Origin of the sequence: Methylovorus sp. MP688, from assembly GCF_000183115.1 — a bacterium.
In the GTDB taxonomy this organism is placed as follows: Bacteria; Pseudomonadota; Gammaproteobacteria; order Burkholderiales; family Methylophilaceae; genus Methylovorus; species Methylovorus glucosotrophus.
In genome coordinates this window covers 1,305,030-1,321,047 of the sequence record NC_014733.1, presented here as the reverse complement: position 1 = coordinate 1,321,047, position 16,018 = coordinate 1,305,030, and the positions used below count along the sequence as shown (strand labels likewise).

The 16,018-nt window shown below is 55.5% G+C and carries 16 protein-coding genes; 14 read left to right on the top strand and 2 right to left on the bottom strand.

The genetic code is table 11. The annotated features are described in order from the left end of the window. Positions 1-3: 3 nt before the first annotated feature. Entirely contained in the window at positions 4-462 is a 459-nt protein-coding gene (gene smpB, locus MPQ_RS06395) for an SsrA-binding protein SmpB (RefSeq protein WP_013442089.1), read from the bottom strand. 116 nt (positions 463-578) lie between these two features. Here smpB and MPQ_RS06390 point away from each other — a divergent pair, with 116 nt between their 5' ends. Beyond that, positions 579-1,010 carry a type II toxin-antitoxin system RatA family toxin gene (locus MPQ_RS06390; protein ID WP_013442088.1) on the top strand — a complete coding sequence of 144 codons (432 nt, stop codon included), beginning with the start codon at positions 579-581 and terminating at the stop codon, positions 1,008-1,010. Between the two features lie 8 nt (positions 1,011-1,018). After that, positions 1,019-1,324 (top strand): RnfH family protein, encoded by a 306-nt coding sequence (locus MPQ_RS06385; protein ID WP_013442087.1) that lies wholly within the window; start codon positions 1,019-1,021, stop codon positions 1,322-1,324. Between the two features lie 90 nt (positions 1,325-1,414). Here MPQ_RS06385 and MPQ_RS06380 read toward each other — a convergent pair whose 3' ends face one another. Beyond that, a complete protein-coding gene (locus MPQ_RS06380) occupies positions 1,415-1,891 on the bottom strand; it encodes a DUF4124 domain-containing protein (RefSeq protein ID WP_013442086.1) in 477 nt (158 codons plus the stop codon). A gap of 221 nt (positions 1,892-2,112) precedes the next feature. On the opposite strand from MPQ_RS06380, the gene guaB reads away from it, so the two are divergent. The 12 genes from guaB (at position 2,113) to coxB (ending at position 16,002) form a co-directional block, all read left to right on the top strand. Next, entirely contained in the window at positions 2,113-3,573 is a 1,461-nt protein-coding gene (gene guaB, locus MPQ_RS06375) for an IMP dehydrogenase (protein WP_013442085.1), read from the top strand. A gap of 86 nt (positions 3,574-3,659) precedes the next feature. After that, entirely contained in the window at positions 3,660-5,267 is a 1,608-nt protein-coding gene (gene guaA, locus MPQ_RS06370; RefSeq protein WP_013442084.1) for a glutamine-hydrolyzing GMP synthase, read from the top strand. A 336-nt stretch (positions 5,268-5,603) separates the two neighbouring features. After that, the gene (locus MPQ_RS06365) at positions 5,604-6,107 is read left to right on the top strand and encodes a GreA/GreB family elongation factor (RefSeq protein ID WP_013442083.1); all 504 of its coding nucleotides are present in this window, start codon (positions 5,604-5,606) and stop codon (positions 6,105-6,107) included. 1 nt (position 6,108) lies between these two features. Next, on the top strand, positions 6,109-6,711 hold the full coding sequence (locus MPQ_RS06360) for a nitroreductase family protein (protein WP_041362125.1): 603 nt from the start codon (positions 6,109-6,111) through the stop codon (positions 6,709-6,711). Between the two features lie 126 nt (positions 6,712-6,837). Further along, positions 6,838-8,433, top strand: a complete 1,596-nt coding sequence (locus MPQ_RS06355) for an ABC-F family ATPase (RefSeq protein ID WP_013442081.1) — start codon at positions 6,838-6,840, stop codon at positions 8,431-8,433. A 185-nt stretch (positions 8,434-8,618) separates the two neighbouring features. Beyond that, complete coding sequence (locus MPQ_RS06350; RefSeq protein WP_193373544.1) at positions 8,619-10,076, top strand: TolC family protein; 1,458 nt, start codon at positions 8,619-8,621, stop codon at positions 10,074-10,076. Positions 10,077-10,113: 37 nt separating this feature from the next. Further along, the gene (locus MPQ_RS06345; protein WP_013442079.1) at positions 10,114-11,349 is read left to right on the top strand and encodes an efflux RND transporter periplasmic adaptor subunit; all 1,236 of its coding nucleotides are present in this window, start codon (positions 10,114-10,116) and stop codon (positions 11,347-11,349) included. Positions 11,350-11,351: 2 nt separating this feature from the next. Beyond that, entirely contained in the window at positions 11,352-12,071 is a 720-nt protein-coding gene (locus tag MPQ_RS06340) for an ABC transporter ATP-binding protein (protein WP_013442078.1), read from the top strand. After that, entirely contained in the window at positions 12,064-13,284 is a 1,221-nt protein-coding gene (locus tag MPQ_RS06335; RefSeq protein WP_013442077.1) for an ABC transporter permease, read from the top strand. Before MPQ_RS06340 ends, MPQ_RS06335 begins: the two co-directional genes overlap by 8 nt. A 252-nt stretch (positions 13,285-13,536) precedes the next feature. After that, positions 13,537-14,127 carry a Yip1 family protein gene (locus tag MPQ_RS06330; RefSeq protein WP_013442076.1) on the top strand — a complete coding sequence of 197 codons (591 nt, stop codon included), beginning with the start codon at positions 13,537-13,539 and terminating at the stop codon, positions 14,125-14,127. Between the two features lie 224 nt (positions 14,128-14,351). Next, complete coding sequence (locus MPQ_RS06325; protein WP_041362124.1) at positions 14,352-14,816, top strand: DUF2244 domain-containing protein; 465 nt, start codon at positions 14,352-14,354, stop codon at positions 14,814-14,816. 16 nt (positions 14,817-14,832) lie between these two features. Beyond that, complete coding sequence (gene coxB, locus MPQ_RS06320; RefSeq protein WP_049821880.1) at positions 14,833-16,002, top strand: cytochrome c oxidase subunit II; 1,170 nt, start codon at positions 14,833-14,835, stop codon at positions 16,000-16,002. Positions 16,003-16,018: the final 16 nt, after the last annotated feature.

The window sequence follows — 16,018 nt, the reverse complement described above, 5'->3', positions numbered from 1 at the left end:
ACATCAGGCCTGCGATTTGACGTGACGTTTCATGAGCGAATTCTGCTCCATCTTCCAGTCGCGTTCTTTCTCGGTCTGGCGCTTGTCGTACTGCTTCTTGCCCTTGGCCAGCCCGATCTGCAGCTTGATGCGGCCCCGGGTGAAATGCAAATCAAGCGGCACCAGCGTATAGCCAGCGCGTTCCACCTTGCCGATCAGCTTGGCAATTTCTTCCGAATGTAGCAGCAGCTTGCGGGTACGAATGGCATCTGGCCGAACGTGCGTTGAGGCAGAACCCAATGGCGTGACATGGCAGCCAATCAGGTAAATCTCCCCGCGCTGAATGATGACGTAAGCTTCTTTCAGCTGGATACGGTTATCCCGTATGGCTTTAACCTCCCAGCCTTCCAGCACAATGCCCGCTTCGTATTTTTCCTCGATGAAATAATCGTGAAATGCTTTTTTGTTCTGTGCAATGCTCATGTCTATCCGTTCCGGTGATGCATATCCACATGACCATGTCGCCAGGGTCAAAGTTTATGGTGCCGCACCGGGAATATGGCTTAAAATTGCCATTTTACTCCAGTTGCAAAGCTCCGATGGCTCAGGTTGAAAAAACAGTATTGGTCCCGCATTCCTGCGAGCGCATGTATGCGCTGGTGGATGCCGTCGAAAACTATCCCGCCTTCTTGCCCTGGTGTGGTGGCACCGAAGTCATCCAGCGCGACGAAGAATCCACCACCGCCACGCTGCGCATTGATTATCACGGCATCAAGCAGCACTTCACCACCCAGAATATCAAGACCTACCCCACCATCATGGAAATACGGCTGAAGGATGGCCCTTTCCGCCATCTGGAGGGGGTATGGCGCTTTATTCCGCTGGCTGAAGAAGCGTGCAAGATTGAGTTCCGACTAAGCTATGAATTCTCAAATGGCTTGCTGGAAAAGCTGATTTCGCCGGTATTCAGCCACATTGCCAACACCTTCGTCGATGCCTTTGTCGTGCGCGCCGACGAGGTTTACCGCTAAACGCCACCATGGATTCCAGCCCGCAAATACTGGTTGAAGTTGCCTATGCCGAGCCTGACCGGCAACGCATTATCCCACTCATGGTAGAGAGCGGCGCAACAGCAGAACAGGCTATCCGGCATTCCGGCATTTTGACGGAGTTCCCGCAGATTGATCTCGGCGTTAACAAGATCGGGATTTTCGGCAAGCATGCCAGTCTGCAAACCCCCTTGCGCGCAAGGGACAGAGTCGAGATTTACCGTCCGCTGATTGCCGACCCCAAAGACATACGCAGGAAGCGCGTGGCGGAAGGTCGGGACCTGAAAAAGCGCTAACAAAAAAGCGGTGGCAATATCGCCACCGCTTGTTCTGGTCAGCCAGCCAGGCTGAGCCTATTGTATCTTGGGCCTGTTTATACCCTGGGGCTACTTGCAGTATTTATCCACCTGCTTCTGGGCCTCTTCCAGGCCTTTGTCAATCGCGCTGTCATCCAGATACTCGCGCTCGCCATCGGCATTCATCTTGTAAATGCGCCCGCCCTGCTGATAGTTGGCCAGATTGCCACGCGCTGTAGCGCAGTTATCCTGCTTCTGTTTCTCTGCGGCCTGCTTTTGCTGATCCTGCTTTTTGGATCTTTCCGCATCATCCCGCCGACGCTGGGCATCGATCTCCTTCGACAGCTTGGGGTCCTTGATGGATGCTCCTTCCTCGGGCGCAGCCTTGGCCGGTGCTGGCGCAGGAGCGGCGATCTTGCCACCGCCTATGGTTTCATAGGGCAGGTTTTTGGGAGGAATATCCGAGTACCGCGTGGTGCCATTGGTATCTTTCCATTTATACACATCCGCCATCGCCATCATCGGCAACAGTAATAAAGCAACAAGCAGCAAGCGCGAATGCATCATGAAAATTCCTTGGCTAAGATAGGGCCTAGCGTAAAACCAGTGGCGCCTGCCGTCAATGCGTACCTGACCAAGGGTGCTGGCCCATGTGGCGCATAGCGCCATGCAGGCCGGATCAGCACGGCAACAACCGTAAAGTGACACCAGAGATACAGCAACGCATGATGGTCGTTTACCGAAATACGGCAAATCGGTATAATTAGCTTTTGTCGGAAAGAAATTATATGCGTCTGTTGCAACAAGCGCTTACCTTCGATGACGTATTACTGGTACCGGCACACTCCAATGTGCTGCCACGCGAAGTAAGCCTCGCCACCCAGCTCACCCGCTCTATTCGCCTCAATATCCCCCTTGTGTCTGCAGCCATGGACACCGTGACGGAAGCCCCACTGGCGATTGCTCTCGCCCAGGAAGGCGGCATGGGCATTATTCACAAAAACATGAACATTCAGACGCAAGCTGCCCATGTATCTCGCGTCAAGCGTTTTGAATCCGGCGTGGTCAACGATCCCGTCACCATTCAGCCGCACATGACCGTACGTGATGTTCTGGCCTTAACCCGCCAGCACAAGATCTCCGGCCTGCCTGTTGTTGATGGCACCAAGGTAGTCGGCATTGTCACCAACCGTGACTTGCGCTTTGAAACCAATCTTGACCAGCCTATCGTCAATATTATGACGCCACGCGAGCGTCTGGTTACCGTACCAGAAGGCGCCCCACGTGAAGCCGTCATGGCGCTCCTGCACAAGCACCGCCTGGAGCGCGTGCTGGTCGTGAACGATGCCTTTGACCTCAAGGGCCTGATCACGGTCAAAGATATTCAGAAATCGACGGATCACCCCCTTGCCTGTAAAGATGCCCATGGTCGCTTGCGCGTAGGAGCTGCAGTCGGCGTGGGCGAAGGCACCGAAGAGCGCGTCGCCGCGCTGGTAGAAGCCGGCGTTGACGCCATCGTGGTCGACACCGCCCACGGTCACTCTCAGGGCGTGCTGGATCGCGTCAAATGGGTCAAACAGAACTTCCCTCAAGTGCAGGTGATCGGCGGCAATATCGCCACCGCTTCGGCTGCACTGGCACTTGTGGATGCTGGCGCTGATGGCGTCAAGGTCGGTATCGGCCCAGGCTCCATCTGCACCACCCGTATCGTGGCCGGTGTAGGCGTTCCGCAAATCAGCGCCGTATCCAACGTTGAAGAAGCATTGCGTGGCACTGGCGTTCCGTTTATTGCCGATGGTGGCATCCGCTACTCAGGCGACATTTCCAAGGCCATCGCCGCTGGTGCTTATTCCGTGATGCTGGGCGGCATGTTTGCCGGTACAGAAGAAGCCCCGGGCGAAATCGAACTGTTCCAGGGCCGCTCTTACAAGTCCTACCGTGGCATGGGTTCGGTTGGCGCGATGCAAAAAGGCTCCAGCGACCGCTACTTCCAGGACAATGAAGGCAATGCCGACAAGCTGGTACCGGAAGGAATTGAAGGCCGCGTGCCCTACAAAGGCAGCGTGATTGCCGTCATTCACCAGCTGATGGGTGGCCTGCGCGCCTCCATGGGCTATGTGGGCTGCAAGAGCATCAACGAAATGCGCGAAAAAGCCGAGTTTGTGCAGATTACCTCGGCCGGCATGCGCGAATCGCATGTGCACGATGTGCAGATCACCAAAGAAGCTCCGAACTATCATATCGACTAACATCAACCTGCATTGATGCATGGGCAAACCGCTTTGATACTGATTAAAGCCGTTTGCCCTTCATCATTTTAATGGCACTCAATACCATGGCTCACCAGAAAATCCTTATCCTTGACTTTGGCTCCCAGGTCACCCAGCTGATTGCACGTCGCGTGCGTGAAGCGCATGTTTATTGCGAGATTCATCCATGTGATGTCTCCGATGATTTCGTGCGCGACTTTGGCGCCAACGGCATCATTCTCTCCGGCAGCCATGCCAGCGTGTACGAAGAAGAAACCGACCGCGCCCCGCAGGCGGTGTTTGAGCTGGGCGTGCCCGTGCTCGGCATCTGCTACGGCATGCAAACCATGGCCCAGCAGCTTGGCGGCAAGGTGGAAGCAGGCACCAAGCGTGAATTCGGCTTTGCCGAAGTCCGTGCACGCGGGCACTCTGCCCTGTTCAATGCAATTCAGGATCGCACCAACAGCGAGGGCCATGGCCTGCTGGAGGTCTGGATGAGCCACGGCGACAAGGTCACCGAGCTGCCGCCCGGCTTTAAAGTCATTGCCAGCAACGACACCACGCCGATTGCCGCCATGGCTGATGAAGAGCGCAAATTCTACGCGGTGCAGTTCCACCCCGAGGTCACGCACACCCGCCAGGGCCAGGCCATGCTGAACCGCTTTGTGCTGGATATCTGCCAGACCCGCGCTGACTGGATCATGGGTGATTACATCAGCGAAGCCGTCGAGCGTATTCGTCAGCAAGTGGGCGATGAAGAAGTCATTCTGGGCCTGTCTGGCGGCGTGGACTCCAGCGTGGCCGCTGCGCTGATCCACCGTGCCATCGGCGACCAGCTGACCTGTGTGTTTGTTGACCACGGCCTGTTGCGCCTCAACGAAGGCAAGATGGTCATGGAAATGTTTGCCGGCCAACTCCACGCGCGCGTGATTCATGTGGATGCCACCGCGCAATTCATGGGTCAGCTCGCTGGCGTGAGTGACCCGGAAGCCAAACGCAAGATCATCGGCCGTGAGTTCGTCGAGGTTTTCAAGGCTGAAGCCGCCAAACTCAAGGCAGGCACAGGTGGGCACAAGGGTGCCAGCTTCCTCGCCCAAGGCACGATTTACCCGGATGTGATTGAATCCGGCGGCGCCAAATCCAAAAAAGCCGTCACCATCAAGAGCCACCATAATGTAGGCGGCCTGCCTGAGCAATTGGGCCTGAAACTGCTGGAACCTCTGCGCGACCTGTTCAAAGATGAAGTTCGTCAGCTGGGCGTGGCCCTCGGCCTGCCGCCAGACATGGTGTACCGTCACCCATTCCCCGGTCCCGGCCTCGGCGTGCGTATTCTGGGCGAAGTAAAACAGGAGTTTGCTGACCTGCTGCGTCAGGCAGATGCGATTTTCATCGAAGAGTTGCGCAGCACCATAGACGAGGTCAGCGGCAAAAGCTGGTACGACCTCACCAGCCAGGCCTTTACCGTTTTCCTGCCAGTCAAATCCGTCGGCGTCATGGGCGACGGCCGCACCTACGACTACGTCGTTTCCCTGCGCGCCGTGATCACCAGCGACTTCATGACCGCGCACTGGGCCGAACTCCCCTACAGCCTGCTCGGCCGCGTCTCCAACCGCATTATCAACGAAGTCCGTGGTATCAACCGCGTCGTCTACGACATCTCCGGCAAACCACCGGCGACGATTGAATGGGAGTAGCGCTTTCGAAGGGAGGAGTAGGCTCCGCTCGCGTAGCGAGTGGTAGCGGGGCCGAAACGTGATGGGAAATGAACCGACCACCGTGAATGAGGCCCGGCTTTCGAAGGGAGGAGTAGGCTCCACTCGCATAGCGAGTGGTAGCGACCCCGTAGAAAGTGCTGCGGGCCGAAACGTGATGGGAAATGAACCTACCACCGCCTATGAGGCCCGGCTTTCGGGAGGAGTAGTTGGCTCCGCTCGCGTAGCGAGTGGTAGCGCACCTGCACCAAGCGCTATAGGCGGGATGAATCAGTTAGAATGGCTGGCTGTAGCCAGCATGATGCAAAGAGGCTTGCGTTGAGCCGCGGCTTCGTTAAAGAGGATGATCTGGAGCATGCTGGCACGGATGTGCCGGAGCGTCCGGTAAGCCAGCACCCGAATTATGTAACGCCACATGGCTTGCAACTGTTACAGCAGGATATGCAAGCCTTGGAAAAAGAACGCGCGACGCTATCAGCGCGCAAGGACGATCCAACGGCCCAACAGCGTCTGAGCATGATTAATCGCGATTTGCGTTATCTTGAAGCAAGACTGGAAGCCGCTATCATCGTCGATCCGACGCAGCAGTCTCGAGAACAGGTGCTGTTTGGCGCTCATGTGCATGTAGAAGACGACGAAGGTCAACGCCAAGTTTTCCAGATTGTTGGGGAGGATGAGGCAGACATTGCACAGAACAAGGTGAGCTGGATTTCACCCCTGGCGCGGGCTTTGATCGGTCATAAGCGAGGTGAGGTTGTCACATGGCAACGGCCTGCCGGCAATCTCGAACTTGAAATTATGGATATCCATTATGGGGAATAGCATGAACGTAAGCCAAGCCATTGAAACCCGTCGCTCAATCAAAGCATTCGACCCGGAACATACGATGAGCGAAGCCGAGATCGAACAGCTGATGTCGCTGGCACTGCTCTCCCCAACTGCATTCAATATTCAGAACTGGCGTTTTGTATTGGTGCAATCCCCCGAGCTGCGCAAGCAGGTACGCGCAGCCAGCTGGGATCAGGCGCAGGTGACCGATGCTTCCTTGCTGGTCGTTCTGGTGGCGGATCTGCAATCCTGGAGCAAACAGCCTGAGCGTTACTGGGCCAATGCGCCGGAAGCGGTGAGGAATTATCTGGTACCTGCCATTGGTCAATATTATGCTGGCAAGGAACAGGTGCAACGTGATGAAGGCATGCGTTCATGCGGCATGGCTGCGATGACCCTGATGCTGGCAGCCAAGGAAATGGGCTACGACAGCTGCCCCATGGATGGCTTTGATTTTGATGCGGTGGCCAAACTGCTGAAACTGCCTGCCGACCATGTGCCTGCCATGTTTGTGGCGATTGGCAAGGGTATCAAGGAACCATGGCCACGTGGCGGTCAGCTGCCCATGAACGAGGTAGTTATCCGCGACACGTTTTAAGTCGCTGCACATGCACTCGCAGCACGAACAATATAGCAATAAAATACATTAATAAAATTACTCAATTCCTTGTTTATTAAATAAATAATGAATTAAAAAAGATTCAACTTTCTGGACGTATACGTAATGCTTATAGCAAACAATATCACCATGCAGTTTGGCGCCAAGCCACTGTTTGAAAATGTCTCCGTCAAGTTTGGCGACGGTAACCGCTACGGTCTGATCGGAGCCAATGGCTGCGGAAAATCGACCTTTATGAAGATTCTGGCCGGCGTGCTGGAGCCCACCGCGGGCAATATCTCGCTGGATAGCAATGAACGCATGGCCTTTCTGCGTCAGGACCAGTTTGCCTACGAAGACCAGCGCGTCATCGATGTGGTGATGATGGGCCACGAGCAGATGTGGAAGGCGAATGTAGAAAAGAACGAAATCTACATGAACCCGGAAGCCACCGAAGAAGACTACATGCGGGCGGCCGAGCTGGAAGGTGTCTACGCCGAATATGACGGCTATACCGCCGAAGCACGCGCAGGCGAGCTGCTGCTGGGCGTGGGCATTCCCATCGAGCAACACACCGGGCCGATGAGCGCAGTGGCTCCCGGCTGGAAACTGCGTGTGCTGCTGGTGCAGGCGCTGTTTGCCAATCCTGACATCCTGCTGCTGGATGAACCGACCAACAACCTGGATATCAACACCATCCGCTGGCTGGAAGATGTGCTGAACAATCGTGACTGCACCATGATCATCATTTCGCACGATCGACACTTCCTGAATCAGGTATGTACGCATACCGCCGACATGGATTACGCCAAGCTGACGGTTTACCCCGGCAACTATGACGACTACATGGAAGCCTCAGCCCAGGCCCGTGCACAGCAGGCCAAGGACAATGCCAAGGCCAAACAGCAGATCGCCGACCTGCAGGAATTCGTTCGCCGCTTCTCGGCCAACGCCTCCAAGGCCAAGCAGGCCACCAGCCGCGCCAAGCAGATCGACAAGATCAAGATTGAGGAATTCAAGCCATCCAGCCGTCAGTATCCTTTCATCCGTTTTGAATACGATGATCGCGAAAAACTGCACCGTAACGCTGTTGAGCTGAAAAAGCTCAGCCATGGCTTTGACCGCCCCCTGTTCAATGACATCGACCTGATTTTTGAAGCAGGCGAAAAAGTGGCCATCATTGGTGAAAACGGCATTGGTAAAACCACCTTGCTGCGCTGTCTGGCAGGCGATCTGCAGCCTAACCATGGCGAAGTGAAATGGGCAGAGAAAGCCAAGCTCGGCTACTTTGCACAAGATCACGAATACGAGTTTGAAAAAGACCTCAACCTGTTCGACTGGATGTCCCAGTTCACCCAGGAAGGTGACGATGACAACTCGGTACGCAGCATGCTGGGCCGCCTGTTGTTCTCGGGGGAAGATACCAAGAAGTCAGTCAAGGTACTTTCCGGTGGTGAAAAAGGCCGCATGCTCTACGGCAAACTTATGCTGGCCCGCACCAATGTCTTGCTGATGGATGAACCGACCAACCACATGGACATGGAATCCATCGAAGCGCTGAATACCGCGCTGGACAAGTACAAGGGCACACTGTTTTTCGTGAGCCATGACCGTGAATTTGTGAGTTCGCTGGCGACCCGCATCATCGAAATCAAGGCCGATGGCATCAGCGATTACACCGGCAATTACGAGGACTACCTGGCAAGCCAGGGCGTCGAATAAGCATTTAATCTCACTTAAAAAACGAGCTAAAACAGGCCATTGCATGGCAGCCTCAGCGCTGTTATTCAATGGCCTGTTAATTTTTGTAAAATGATTAGCAATTTTTGAACCGCTTACGCGCCTTTACGTCCATATCAGCGATAATTGTGTCCAATCACTATAAAGCGCTGAAAGTAACAGATCACATGTCGCCCCTTGCACGATCCGGTTTTACCGCCTCGCCATATGCTGCACTGCCTATCTGCCTAAGCCTGATCTCCCTCACAACCGCCATGCCCGCACAGGCCGAGAGCTCCATCTGGTACAAAGATGGGAATCCGCTTGATGTGACCGTACCTACTGCGATCCCCAATGGTTATGTAGGCAATACCGCATGCGCTGCCCCCAATCTGCAAAACGCACTCACCCTGGGCGAAGTGGCGGATGCGACACTGTGCAACAACCCGCAAACCCGGGAAGCTTGGGCCAACGCGCGCGTGCAGGCAGCCCAGGTAGGCATCGCCCGCTCGGCCTATCTGCCCAGCGTTACGGATACCGTAGGCACCAATATCAACGTAACCAGCCCGGAACTGGCCACGCGCAACAACGCCTACAGCAACCTGAGCAACAGCATTGTGGCGTCTTACCTGCTGTATGACTTTGGCAATCGCGATGCCACGCTGGAAAGCGCACGTCAGCTATTGCAGGCGGCCAGCGCTACCCAGGATGTCACCGTGCAGACGCTCCTGTTATCTGCCGTGCAGGCCTATTATCAGGTGCAAGCGAACATTGCTGCGCTGGATGCCAGCCGCGAAGCCGAGCGCGCCAGCGAAGAAAGCTTTAAGGCCGCGGATGCGCGCTACAAGGCCGGTGTTGCCACGCCTGCCGATAAACTGCAGGCACAAACGGCATATGCCCAGGCCACCCTCTCCCGTATTACCGCCGAGGGCAATCTGAAAACCGCCTACGGCACGCTGGCGAATGTCATGGGGATACAGGCCAACCAGCCGATTCGACTGGTCAACAATACCAACTACTCCACCCTGCAACCGGTGAGTGATGATATTGACGCCCTGATCGAACAAGCTCGCAATCGCCGTCCCGACCTGATGGCGAGCGAGGCGCAGGTAAAAGCGGCGCAAGCCAGCATTGACGCGTCGAAAGCCGCCGCCAAGCCTACGGTTTCGATTGCCATGAGCAATAGCCAGCAAGATGGCAGCAGCCTCACTTCTGCCAACACCTCAACCTTGGGCCTCACAGTTTCCATTCCATTATTCAGCGGCTATGCGCCGACCTATCGCATACGCTCCGCCGAAGCCACGCGCGAAGTGCGGGCAGCGCAGCGCGATCGCATCCGCCTGCAAATCTCGCTGGATGTGTGGAACGCCTACCAGAATCTGCGCACCGCCAATGAATCGGTGATTGCCGCCCAAGTGCTGGTGCAAAGCGCCGAAGAGTCATCCCGCGTCGCCCTCGGTCGCTACAAGGCAGGTGTCGGCAACATCATCGATACCCTGAATGCCCAGAGCGCACTAGCATCAGCCAAGCAGCAATTGATACAGGCCTATCTGAATGGCAATGTGGCAAGGGCAACGCTGGCGCAAGCTGTTGGGGTGCTGGACAACGCCATGATCCAGACCCTGCCAGACCAAAACAACCCATAATCCATCTTATGCATGCATTTATGCTGAAAGCACGCTCATGAGTACTTCCTTTAAAAAAATCGGACTTAGCCTGGTACTGCTTGCGGTAGCAGGTGGCGGCTATTATTTTTATGACAAAAGCCATCAACCCAAACCCGATGAGCTTTATCGCTTCAAGGAGGTAACCCAGGGCGATGTGGAGCAGTCCGTCTCCGCCAACGGCACGCTGAACCCGGTGACGCTGGTGAACGTCGGTACGCAGGTGTCAGGCCGTATCAGCAAGCTGTATGTGGATTTCAATGACAAGGTGGAAAAAGGCCAGGTATTGCTGGAGCTGGACGATGCGCTTTTCTCCGCCCAGATTGCGCAATCAGAGGGCAATGTGCGCAATGCCCAGGCATCGTTGGATCTCGCCAAGGCGAATGAAGCCCGCATACGCTCGCTGTTCCAGCAGGAGTATGTATCCCGCCAGGAACTCGATCAGGCCGTGCAGGCGCTGAAATCTGCCCAGGCTAACCTGTACACCATCCAGGCACAGTTGCGGCGTGACCAGACCAATTTGGGTTACTCCATCATCCGCTCCCCGGTCTCCGGCGTGGTAGTGGATCGCGCTGTTGACGTCGGCCAAACCGTGGCCGCCAGTCTGCAAACCCCGACCCTGATTACCATTGCGCAGGATCTGTCCAAGATGCAGATCAACACCAGCTTTGCCGAGGCGGACATCGGCAATATCAAGGAAGGTCAGGCCGCGAAGTTTGCCGTGGATGCTTTCCCTAACCGCAATTTTGAAGGCGTGGTCAAACAACTGCGCCTCAACCCCACGACAACCTCCAACGTGGTCACCTACAACGTGGTCATTTCGGTCGATAACCCAGATCAAACACTACTGCCGGGCATGACCGCTTACGTGAATATCGGCGTCGCCAAGCACGACAATGTCATGCTGGTACCGAATGCGGCCCTGCGCTACAAGCCCAAACTCGATGATGACGATGCCGGCAACATGCCGCCGGATGGCGCAAGACCGGATGGTGGCAAAGGCCCGGGCGAGCGCAAGCATCGCGGTGGTCCAGATGGCAAAAAACCGCGCGGCGACATGGCCAAAGGCAAGGTATATGTGCTGAATGGGGACAAACCCGAGGCCGTCAATGTCTTGCTTGGCATCACCGATGGCAAAGTCACCGAAATCAGGAGCCGTCATCTGAAGCCGGGCGACAAGGTCATTGTGGGCGATCTGCAAGGGCAAAACATGCCGCAGCAAAATTCGCCCGGCCCCAAGATGCGGATGTTCTAGCCATGCCTGGCCATGTGATCGAGGTAAAAAACCTCTACAAGGATTACCAGACCGCCGCCGGAAAATTCCCGGTGCTGAAGGAGGTTAACCTGGAAATAGATGCAGGCGACTTTGTGGCCATCATGGGCCCGTCGGGCTCCGGCAAATCCACCTTCATGAATATCCTTGGCTGCCTGGATCAACCCAGCAGCGGCGAATACATGTTGAATGACCAGCCGGTGGCGCGTCTGCAGGGGGATCGTCTGGCTAAAGTCCGCAACCACACCATAGGTTTTGTTTTCCAGGGCTTCAATCTGCTGGCACGCTCCAGCCTGCTGGACAATGTCGCCCTGCCCCTGGTCTACGCCGGAATAGACAAACCCGAGCGGCATGCCCGCGCCAGGCTATTACTTGAGAAAGTCGGCCTGGCGAATCATGTGAACTCGCACCCCAACCAGATTTCGGGTGGCCAGCAGCAACGCGTCGCCATCGCACGCGCCCTGATCAATCGCCCCAGCCTGATTTTGGCTGATGAACCCACCGGCAACCTCGACAGCAAGACCAGCGAAGAAATCATGGCCTTGTTTGGCGAGCTTAACCGCGAAGGCATTACCATCGTGCTGGTCACCCATGAGCCCGACATTGCCGAGCACGCCAGCCGCCAGGTGCGATTCCTGGATGGCAAGATTGTGGAAGACACCCGGACAGCGCCGATTGCCGTGAAAGGAGCGCCTCATGTTTAGCGCCATGCTGGGAGAAGCCTGGCATGCCATGGGCGCCAATCGCCTGCGCACCTTTCTCACCATGCTGGGCATGGTGATCGGCGTGGGTGCAGTGGTACTCATGATGGCGATTGGCCAGGGGGCCGAACAAGCGGTCAAGAAATCCATCCAGTCCATGGGCAGCAATCTCTTTATCGTGCTGGCTGGCCCCCCCAATATGGGCGGCGCCCGCTCCGCGACAGGCAACGCGCCATCGCTCAACGTCAAGGATGCTGCCGCCATGGAGGATCTGGAAGGCGTGAGCAATGTGGCCCCGATCAACATGGGCAGCGCCCAGGTGATTTATGCCGGGAACAACTGGAACACCAGCATTATCGGCACGACGCCGAGCTATCTGGATGTGCGCTCATGGAATCTGAGCGACGGCTATGTATTTTCAGATTCCGATATCCGCTCGGCTACTCGTGTCGCGCTTATCGGCAAAACCGTGGTGCAGAATCTGTTTGGAGATGATGACCCGGTCGGCAAGACCATCCGCATCAAGGATAGTCCGTTTATCATTTTGGGCGTGCTGGATAACAAGGGACAAAGCCTGGATGGTCGTGATCAGGATGACACCATCATCATCCCGCTCACCACCTCGCAAAGACGGGTATTTGGCGCGCAATTCTCAGGCAGTGTGCGCCAGATCATCGTGCAGGCAGACTCAGATAAAGTCATGCCCATGGTAGAAGACAGCCTCAACAGTCTGCTGCGTCAACGTCATCGCATACGCGAAGGCATGGACAACGATTTTTCCGTGCGTAACCTCACTGCGCTTGCCAACTCGGCAGCGGAAACCACCAAGACGATGTCTCTGCTGCTAGGCGCCATTGCCTCAGTCTCCCTTCTCGTGGGCGGTATTGGCATCATGAACATCATGCTGGTATCCGTAACCGAACGCACTCGTGAAATCGGCATCCGTATGGCGATAGGCGCACGTGAGCGCGATATCCTGATGCAGTTTTTGCTGGAAGCCATTGTGATTTCTATTGTCGGCTGCCTGATTGGCATCGGCATTGGCGTCGGAGGTGCACTCCTCGTCAGCCACATCACCCAGGCTCCGATTGTTGTCTCCAGCCAGTCAATTCTCACCGCTTTTATTGTCGCCGCTAGCGTCGGCGTCTTTTTCGGATTCTACCCTGCACGCAAAGCAGCACAGCTGAACCCGATCGAAGCACTGCGCTTTCAATAACCGACATTTTCACCGACGTTCGTCACATTTCACCGGCCTTGCATGCAAACGCATGCAAGGCATCCCGAGCAATTTACGCATGCGTCAAACGGCACTTTTACCGATCATTAAACAAAATTTATACAGATCAGTATTTTCAATGACTTAGCTTAATCCTCGCAAGCTGTTGATCGGAATGCTTTCTTTCACCGCTCAGTTAGGCGTATAGTGCAACGCACGGGTATTCCCATCAACTGCGCAGGAGGATACAAGATGCATCCGCTGACGTTATTCAAGTTGTTTTTCGCCCCCGTGGCTGGCTGGCAATCTCTGCTCCAAGGCCAACCATCCATACACCGGCTTTACCTGTTACACGTCATTCCATTTTCCCTGATTCCCGCGGCCATGCTCTACATCGCGGGTTCCGCTCATAGCTTTGCGTTTCTCGAGCTCATGCCCGGCAACAAGCTGTTACTGGTGTCGATTGCCTTTTTCATTGTGCAACTCGTGGTCGTGCCCATCATGGCGAGCATCGTCCGGCAGCTGGCAGAAGTAGCCGACATTCATCCGACGTATCGCGAAAGCTTTATCCTGGCCGCAGTAGCCCCTACGCCACTCTGGATGGCGCCCATCTTTTTGCTGGTGCCTGATATTTACGTCAATCTGGCCATCGCCTCGCTGGCGATGATGGCTTCCGCCGGATTTATTTATTTCGGGATTCCCACTATTTTCAATATCCGCGACAGCGGACAATCCGCCCTGTTTTTCGGTGCCGTTTTCATGGCAGGCGTGATTGCATGGGGGTTTTTGATGATATGCACGCTGGTGGTCTGGGGCAGTATCCAGAATCTGCTGGTGAATTAAACCCGCTGTTTTTTTGAGCTGAGTCCTGCGGCTTTTTATTCACAGGGCTACGCAAGCTGGAATTTTTTATGTAGACTCGCCCTCATTCGCATTCAAAAGTCTCACTTGAATACGGATCAGGCAAGTCAATCAAGGTTATACGTTTTACAAGTTTCAAGATCGTCCAAGTAGTCTTCGCATCAAAAACCGTTCGTCAGAAACGGGGCAATTTGAGGAGAAGCAAGATGGCATCGAACTTTGTAGAAGTAAGCTTTATTGCACGTCCCAACTGCGCCTTGTCCCTCAAGGGCAAGTTAAGCGTTGTTGCGTCCATCGCTCTCCTCTCCCTCGTTATCGCGCTTGTATTCACCATGGCTGGTGCATGGCTGGTCTTGCCCTTTGCCGGACTTGAACTGATCGCTGTCGCTTATGCGTTCTACTTCATCCACCGGCATGCAGCAGACTATGAATCCATCGTGATCAACGAAACCCACCTCGCGATTGAAAAACACGACATCCACACGCACCGCCAGATCGTCATGCAGCGTTACTGGGCCCAGGTCCAGCTGCGCAACCGGCCTTATGGCGAGCAGGCGCTGTTTGTCCGATCGCATGGAAAGGAAGTCGAGCTCGGGCACCGCTTCATGAACAATGAGCAACGCCTGGAACTCGCCCACCAACTACAGCAAGCCATTCAATATGGTCGCTAATCCAATGGGAGCAGGCATGGCAAGGTTACGCATAACAAGAATCTGGCAATGTTTACTGGGCGCTCTTTTGCCCCTGACAGCACACGCGGACTACGCGTGGAATTTTCCAAAACCTGTCACACCGATGGCGCTGGACACCCTGCAGGTACACAACAAGTTCATGATCATCGTCATGGTGATCTTCGTTGTGGTACTGGGCATCATGATCTACTCCATCGTCATGCATCGCAAAAGCCGCGATTACCAGCCCGCCGGCTTCACTGGCCCCAGCACCCGCGCGCAGCTTTTCTGGACCTTGGTGCCATTTGCCATCCTGCTTTACATCGACTTCATCCTGATGGGCATACCCGCCTTTCATAGCGTGGTCGCCATGGAAGATACCCGCACCGACGCCGACATGGTGATCAAGGTCACCGGCTCGCAGTGGCGCTGGCAATACGAATACATGGACGGCCCGGCCAAAGGCATCAGCTTTGTCAGCAATATGACCACGCCCCAGGAGCAGATCAATAACCAGGCTGCCAAAAATCCGGAGTATCTGCTGGAGGTAGACAACCCCCTGGTCCTCCCCACCGACAAGAAAGTACGTGTCCTGCTCACCTCCAGCGATGTCATCCACAACTGGTGGATTCCAGCCTTTGGCGCGGCGCGCGATGCCATTCCGGGCTTCCTGCGTGAAACCTGGGTCAAGATCGAGGAGCCAGGCACCTTCCGTGGTCAATGCAAGGAGCTCTGCGGCAAGGGCCATGGCTTTATGCCTGCGGTGGTCATTGCCAAAAACGAGCAGGAATTCAATGCCTGGGCCACCAGCAAAAAAGCCGAGCTGCAAGCCGCCGCCGCCGGCGCTGACAAGGAGTGGACCAAGGAAGACCTGATTGCCAATGGCAAGGGCATCTACGAGAAAAACTGCGCTGTTTGCCATCAGGTAGGCGGCCAGGGCCTGCCACCCGCCTTCCCGGCGCTGACCGGTAGCAAGATTGCCACCGGCCCGATCCTGGACAAGGACAACAAGATGGTCAAAGACGGGCATCTTGATCGGGTGATGAATGGCAAGGGGGTTATGCCCGCCTGGAAAGGCATTTTGAACGATACCGAAATTGCTTCCGTGATCACCTACGAGCGCAATGCGCTGGGCAATAGTGTGGGCGATATGTTGCAGCCCGCTCAAGTAAAGGCCATGCGTTAAGCCATATCCCATCTGC

What these genes read in the sequence shown, in the direction of transcription:
- smpB (WP_013442089.1), bottom strand. Translation starts at nt 462, where the DNA reads ATGAGCATTGCACAGAACAAAAAAGCATTTCACGATTATTTCATCGAG.
- MPQ_RS06390 (WP_013442088.1), top strand. Translation starts at nt 579, where the DNA reads ATGGCTCAGGTTGAAAAAACAGTATTGGTCCCGCATTCCTGCGAGCGC.
- MPQ_RS06385 (WP_013442087.1), top strand. Translation starts at nt 1,019, where the DNA reads ATGGATTCCAGCCCGCAAATACTGGTTGAAGTTGCCTATGCCGAGCCT.
- MPQ_RS06380 (WP_013442086.1), bottom strand. Translation starts at nt 1,891, where the DNA reads ATGATGCATTCGCGCTTGCTGCTTGTTGCTTTATTACTGTTGCCGATG.
- guaB (WP_013442085.1), top strand. Translation starts at nt 2,113, where the DNA reads ATGCGTCTGTTGCAACAAGCGCTTACCTTCGATGACGTATTACTGGTA.
- guaA (WP_013442084.1), top strand. Translation starts at nt 3,660, where the DNA reads ATGGCTCACCAGAAAATCCTTATCCTTGACTTTGGCTCCCAGGTCACC.
- MPQ_RS06360 (WP_041362125.1), top strand. Translation starts at nt 6,109, where the DNA reads ATGAACGTAAGCCAAGCCATTGAAACCCGTCGCTCAATCAAAGCATTC.
- MPQ_RS06355 (WP_013442081.1), top strand. Translation starts at nt 6,838, where the DNA reads ATGCTTATAGCAAACAATATCACCATGCAGTTTGGCGCCAAGCCACTG.
- MPQ_RS06350 (WP_193373544.1), top strand. Translation starts at nt 8,619, where the DNA reads ATGTCGCCCCTTGCACGATCCGGTTTTACCGCCTCGCCATATGCTGCA.
- MPQ_RS06345 (WP_013442079.1), top strand. Translation starts at nt 10,114, where the DNA reads ATGAGTACTTCCTTTAAAAAAATCGGACTTAGCCTGGTACTGCTTGCG.
- MPQ_RS06340 (WP_013442078.1), top strand. Translation starts at nt 11,352, where the DNA reads ATGCCTGGCCATGTGATCGAGGTAAAAAACCTCTACAAGGATTACCAG.
- MPQ_RS06335 (WP_013442077.1), top strand. Translation starts at nt 12,064, where the DNA reads ATGTTTAGCGCCATGCTGGGAGAAGCCTGGCATGCCATGGGCGCCAAT.
- MPQ_RS06330 (WP_013442076.1), top strand. Translation starts at nt 13,537, where the DNA reads ATGCATCCGCTGACGTTATTCAAGTTGTTTTTCGCCCCCGTGGCTGGC.
- MPQ_RS06325 (WP_041362124.1), top strand. Translation starts at nt 14,352, where the DNA reads ATGGCATCGAACTTTGTAGAAGTAAGCTTTATTGCACGTCCCAACTGC.
- coxB (WP_049821880.1), top strand. Translation starts at nt 14,833, where the DNA reads ATGGCAAGGTTACGCATAACAAGAATCTGGCAATGTTTACTGGGCGCT.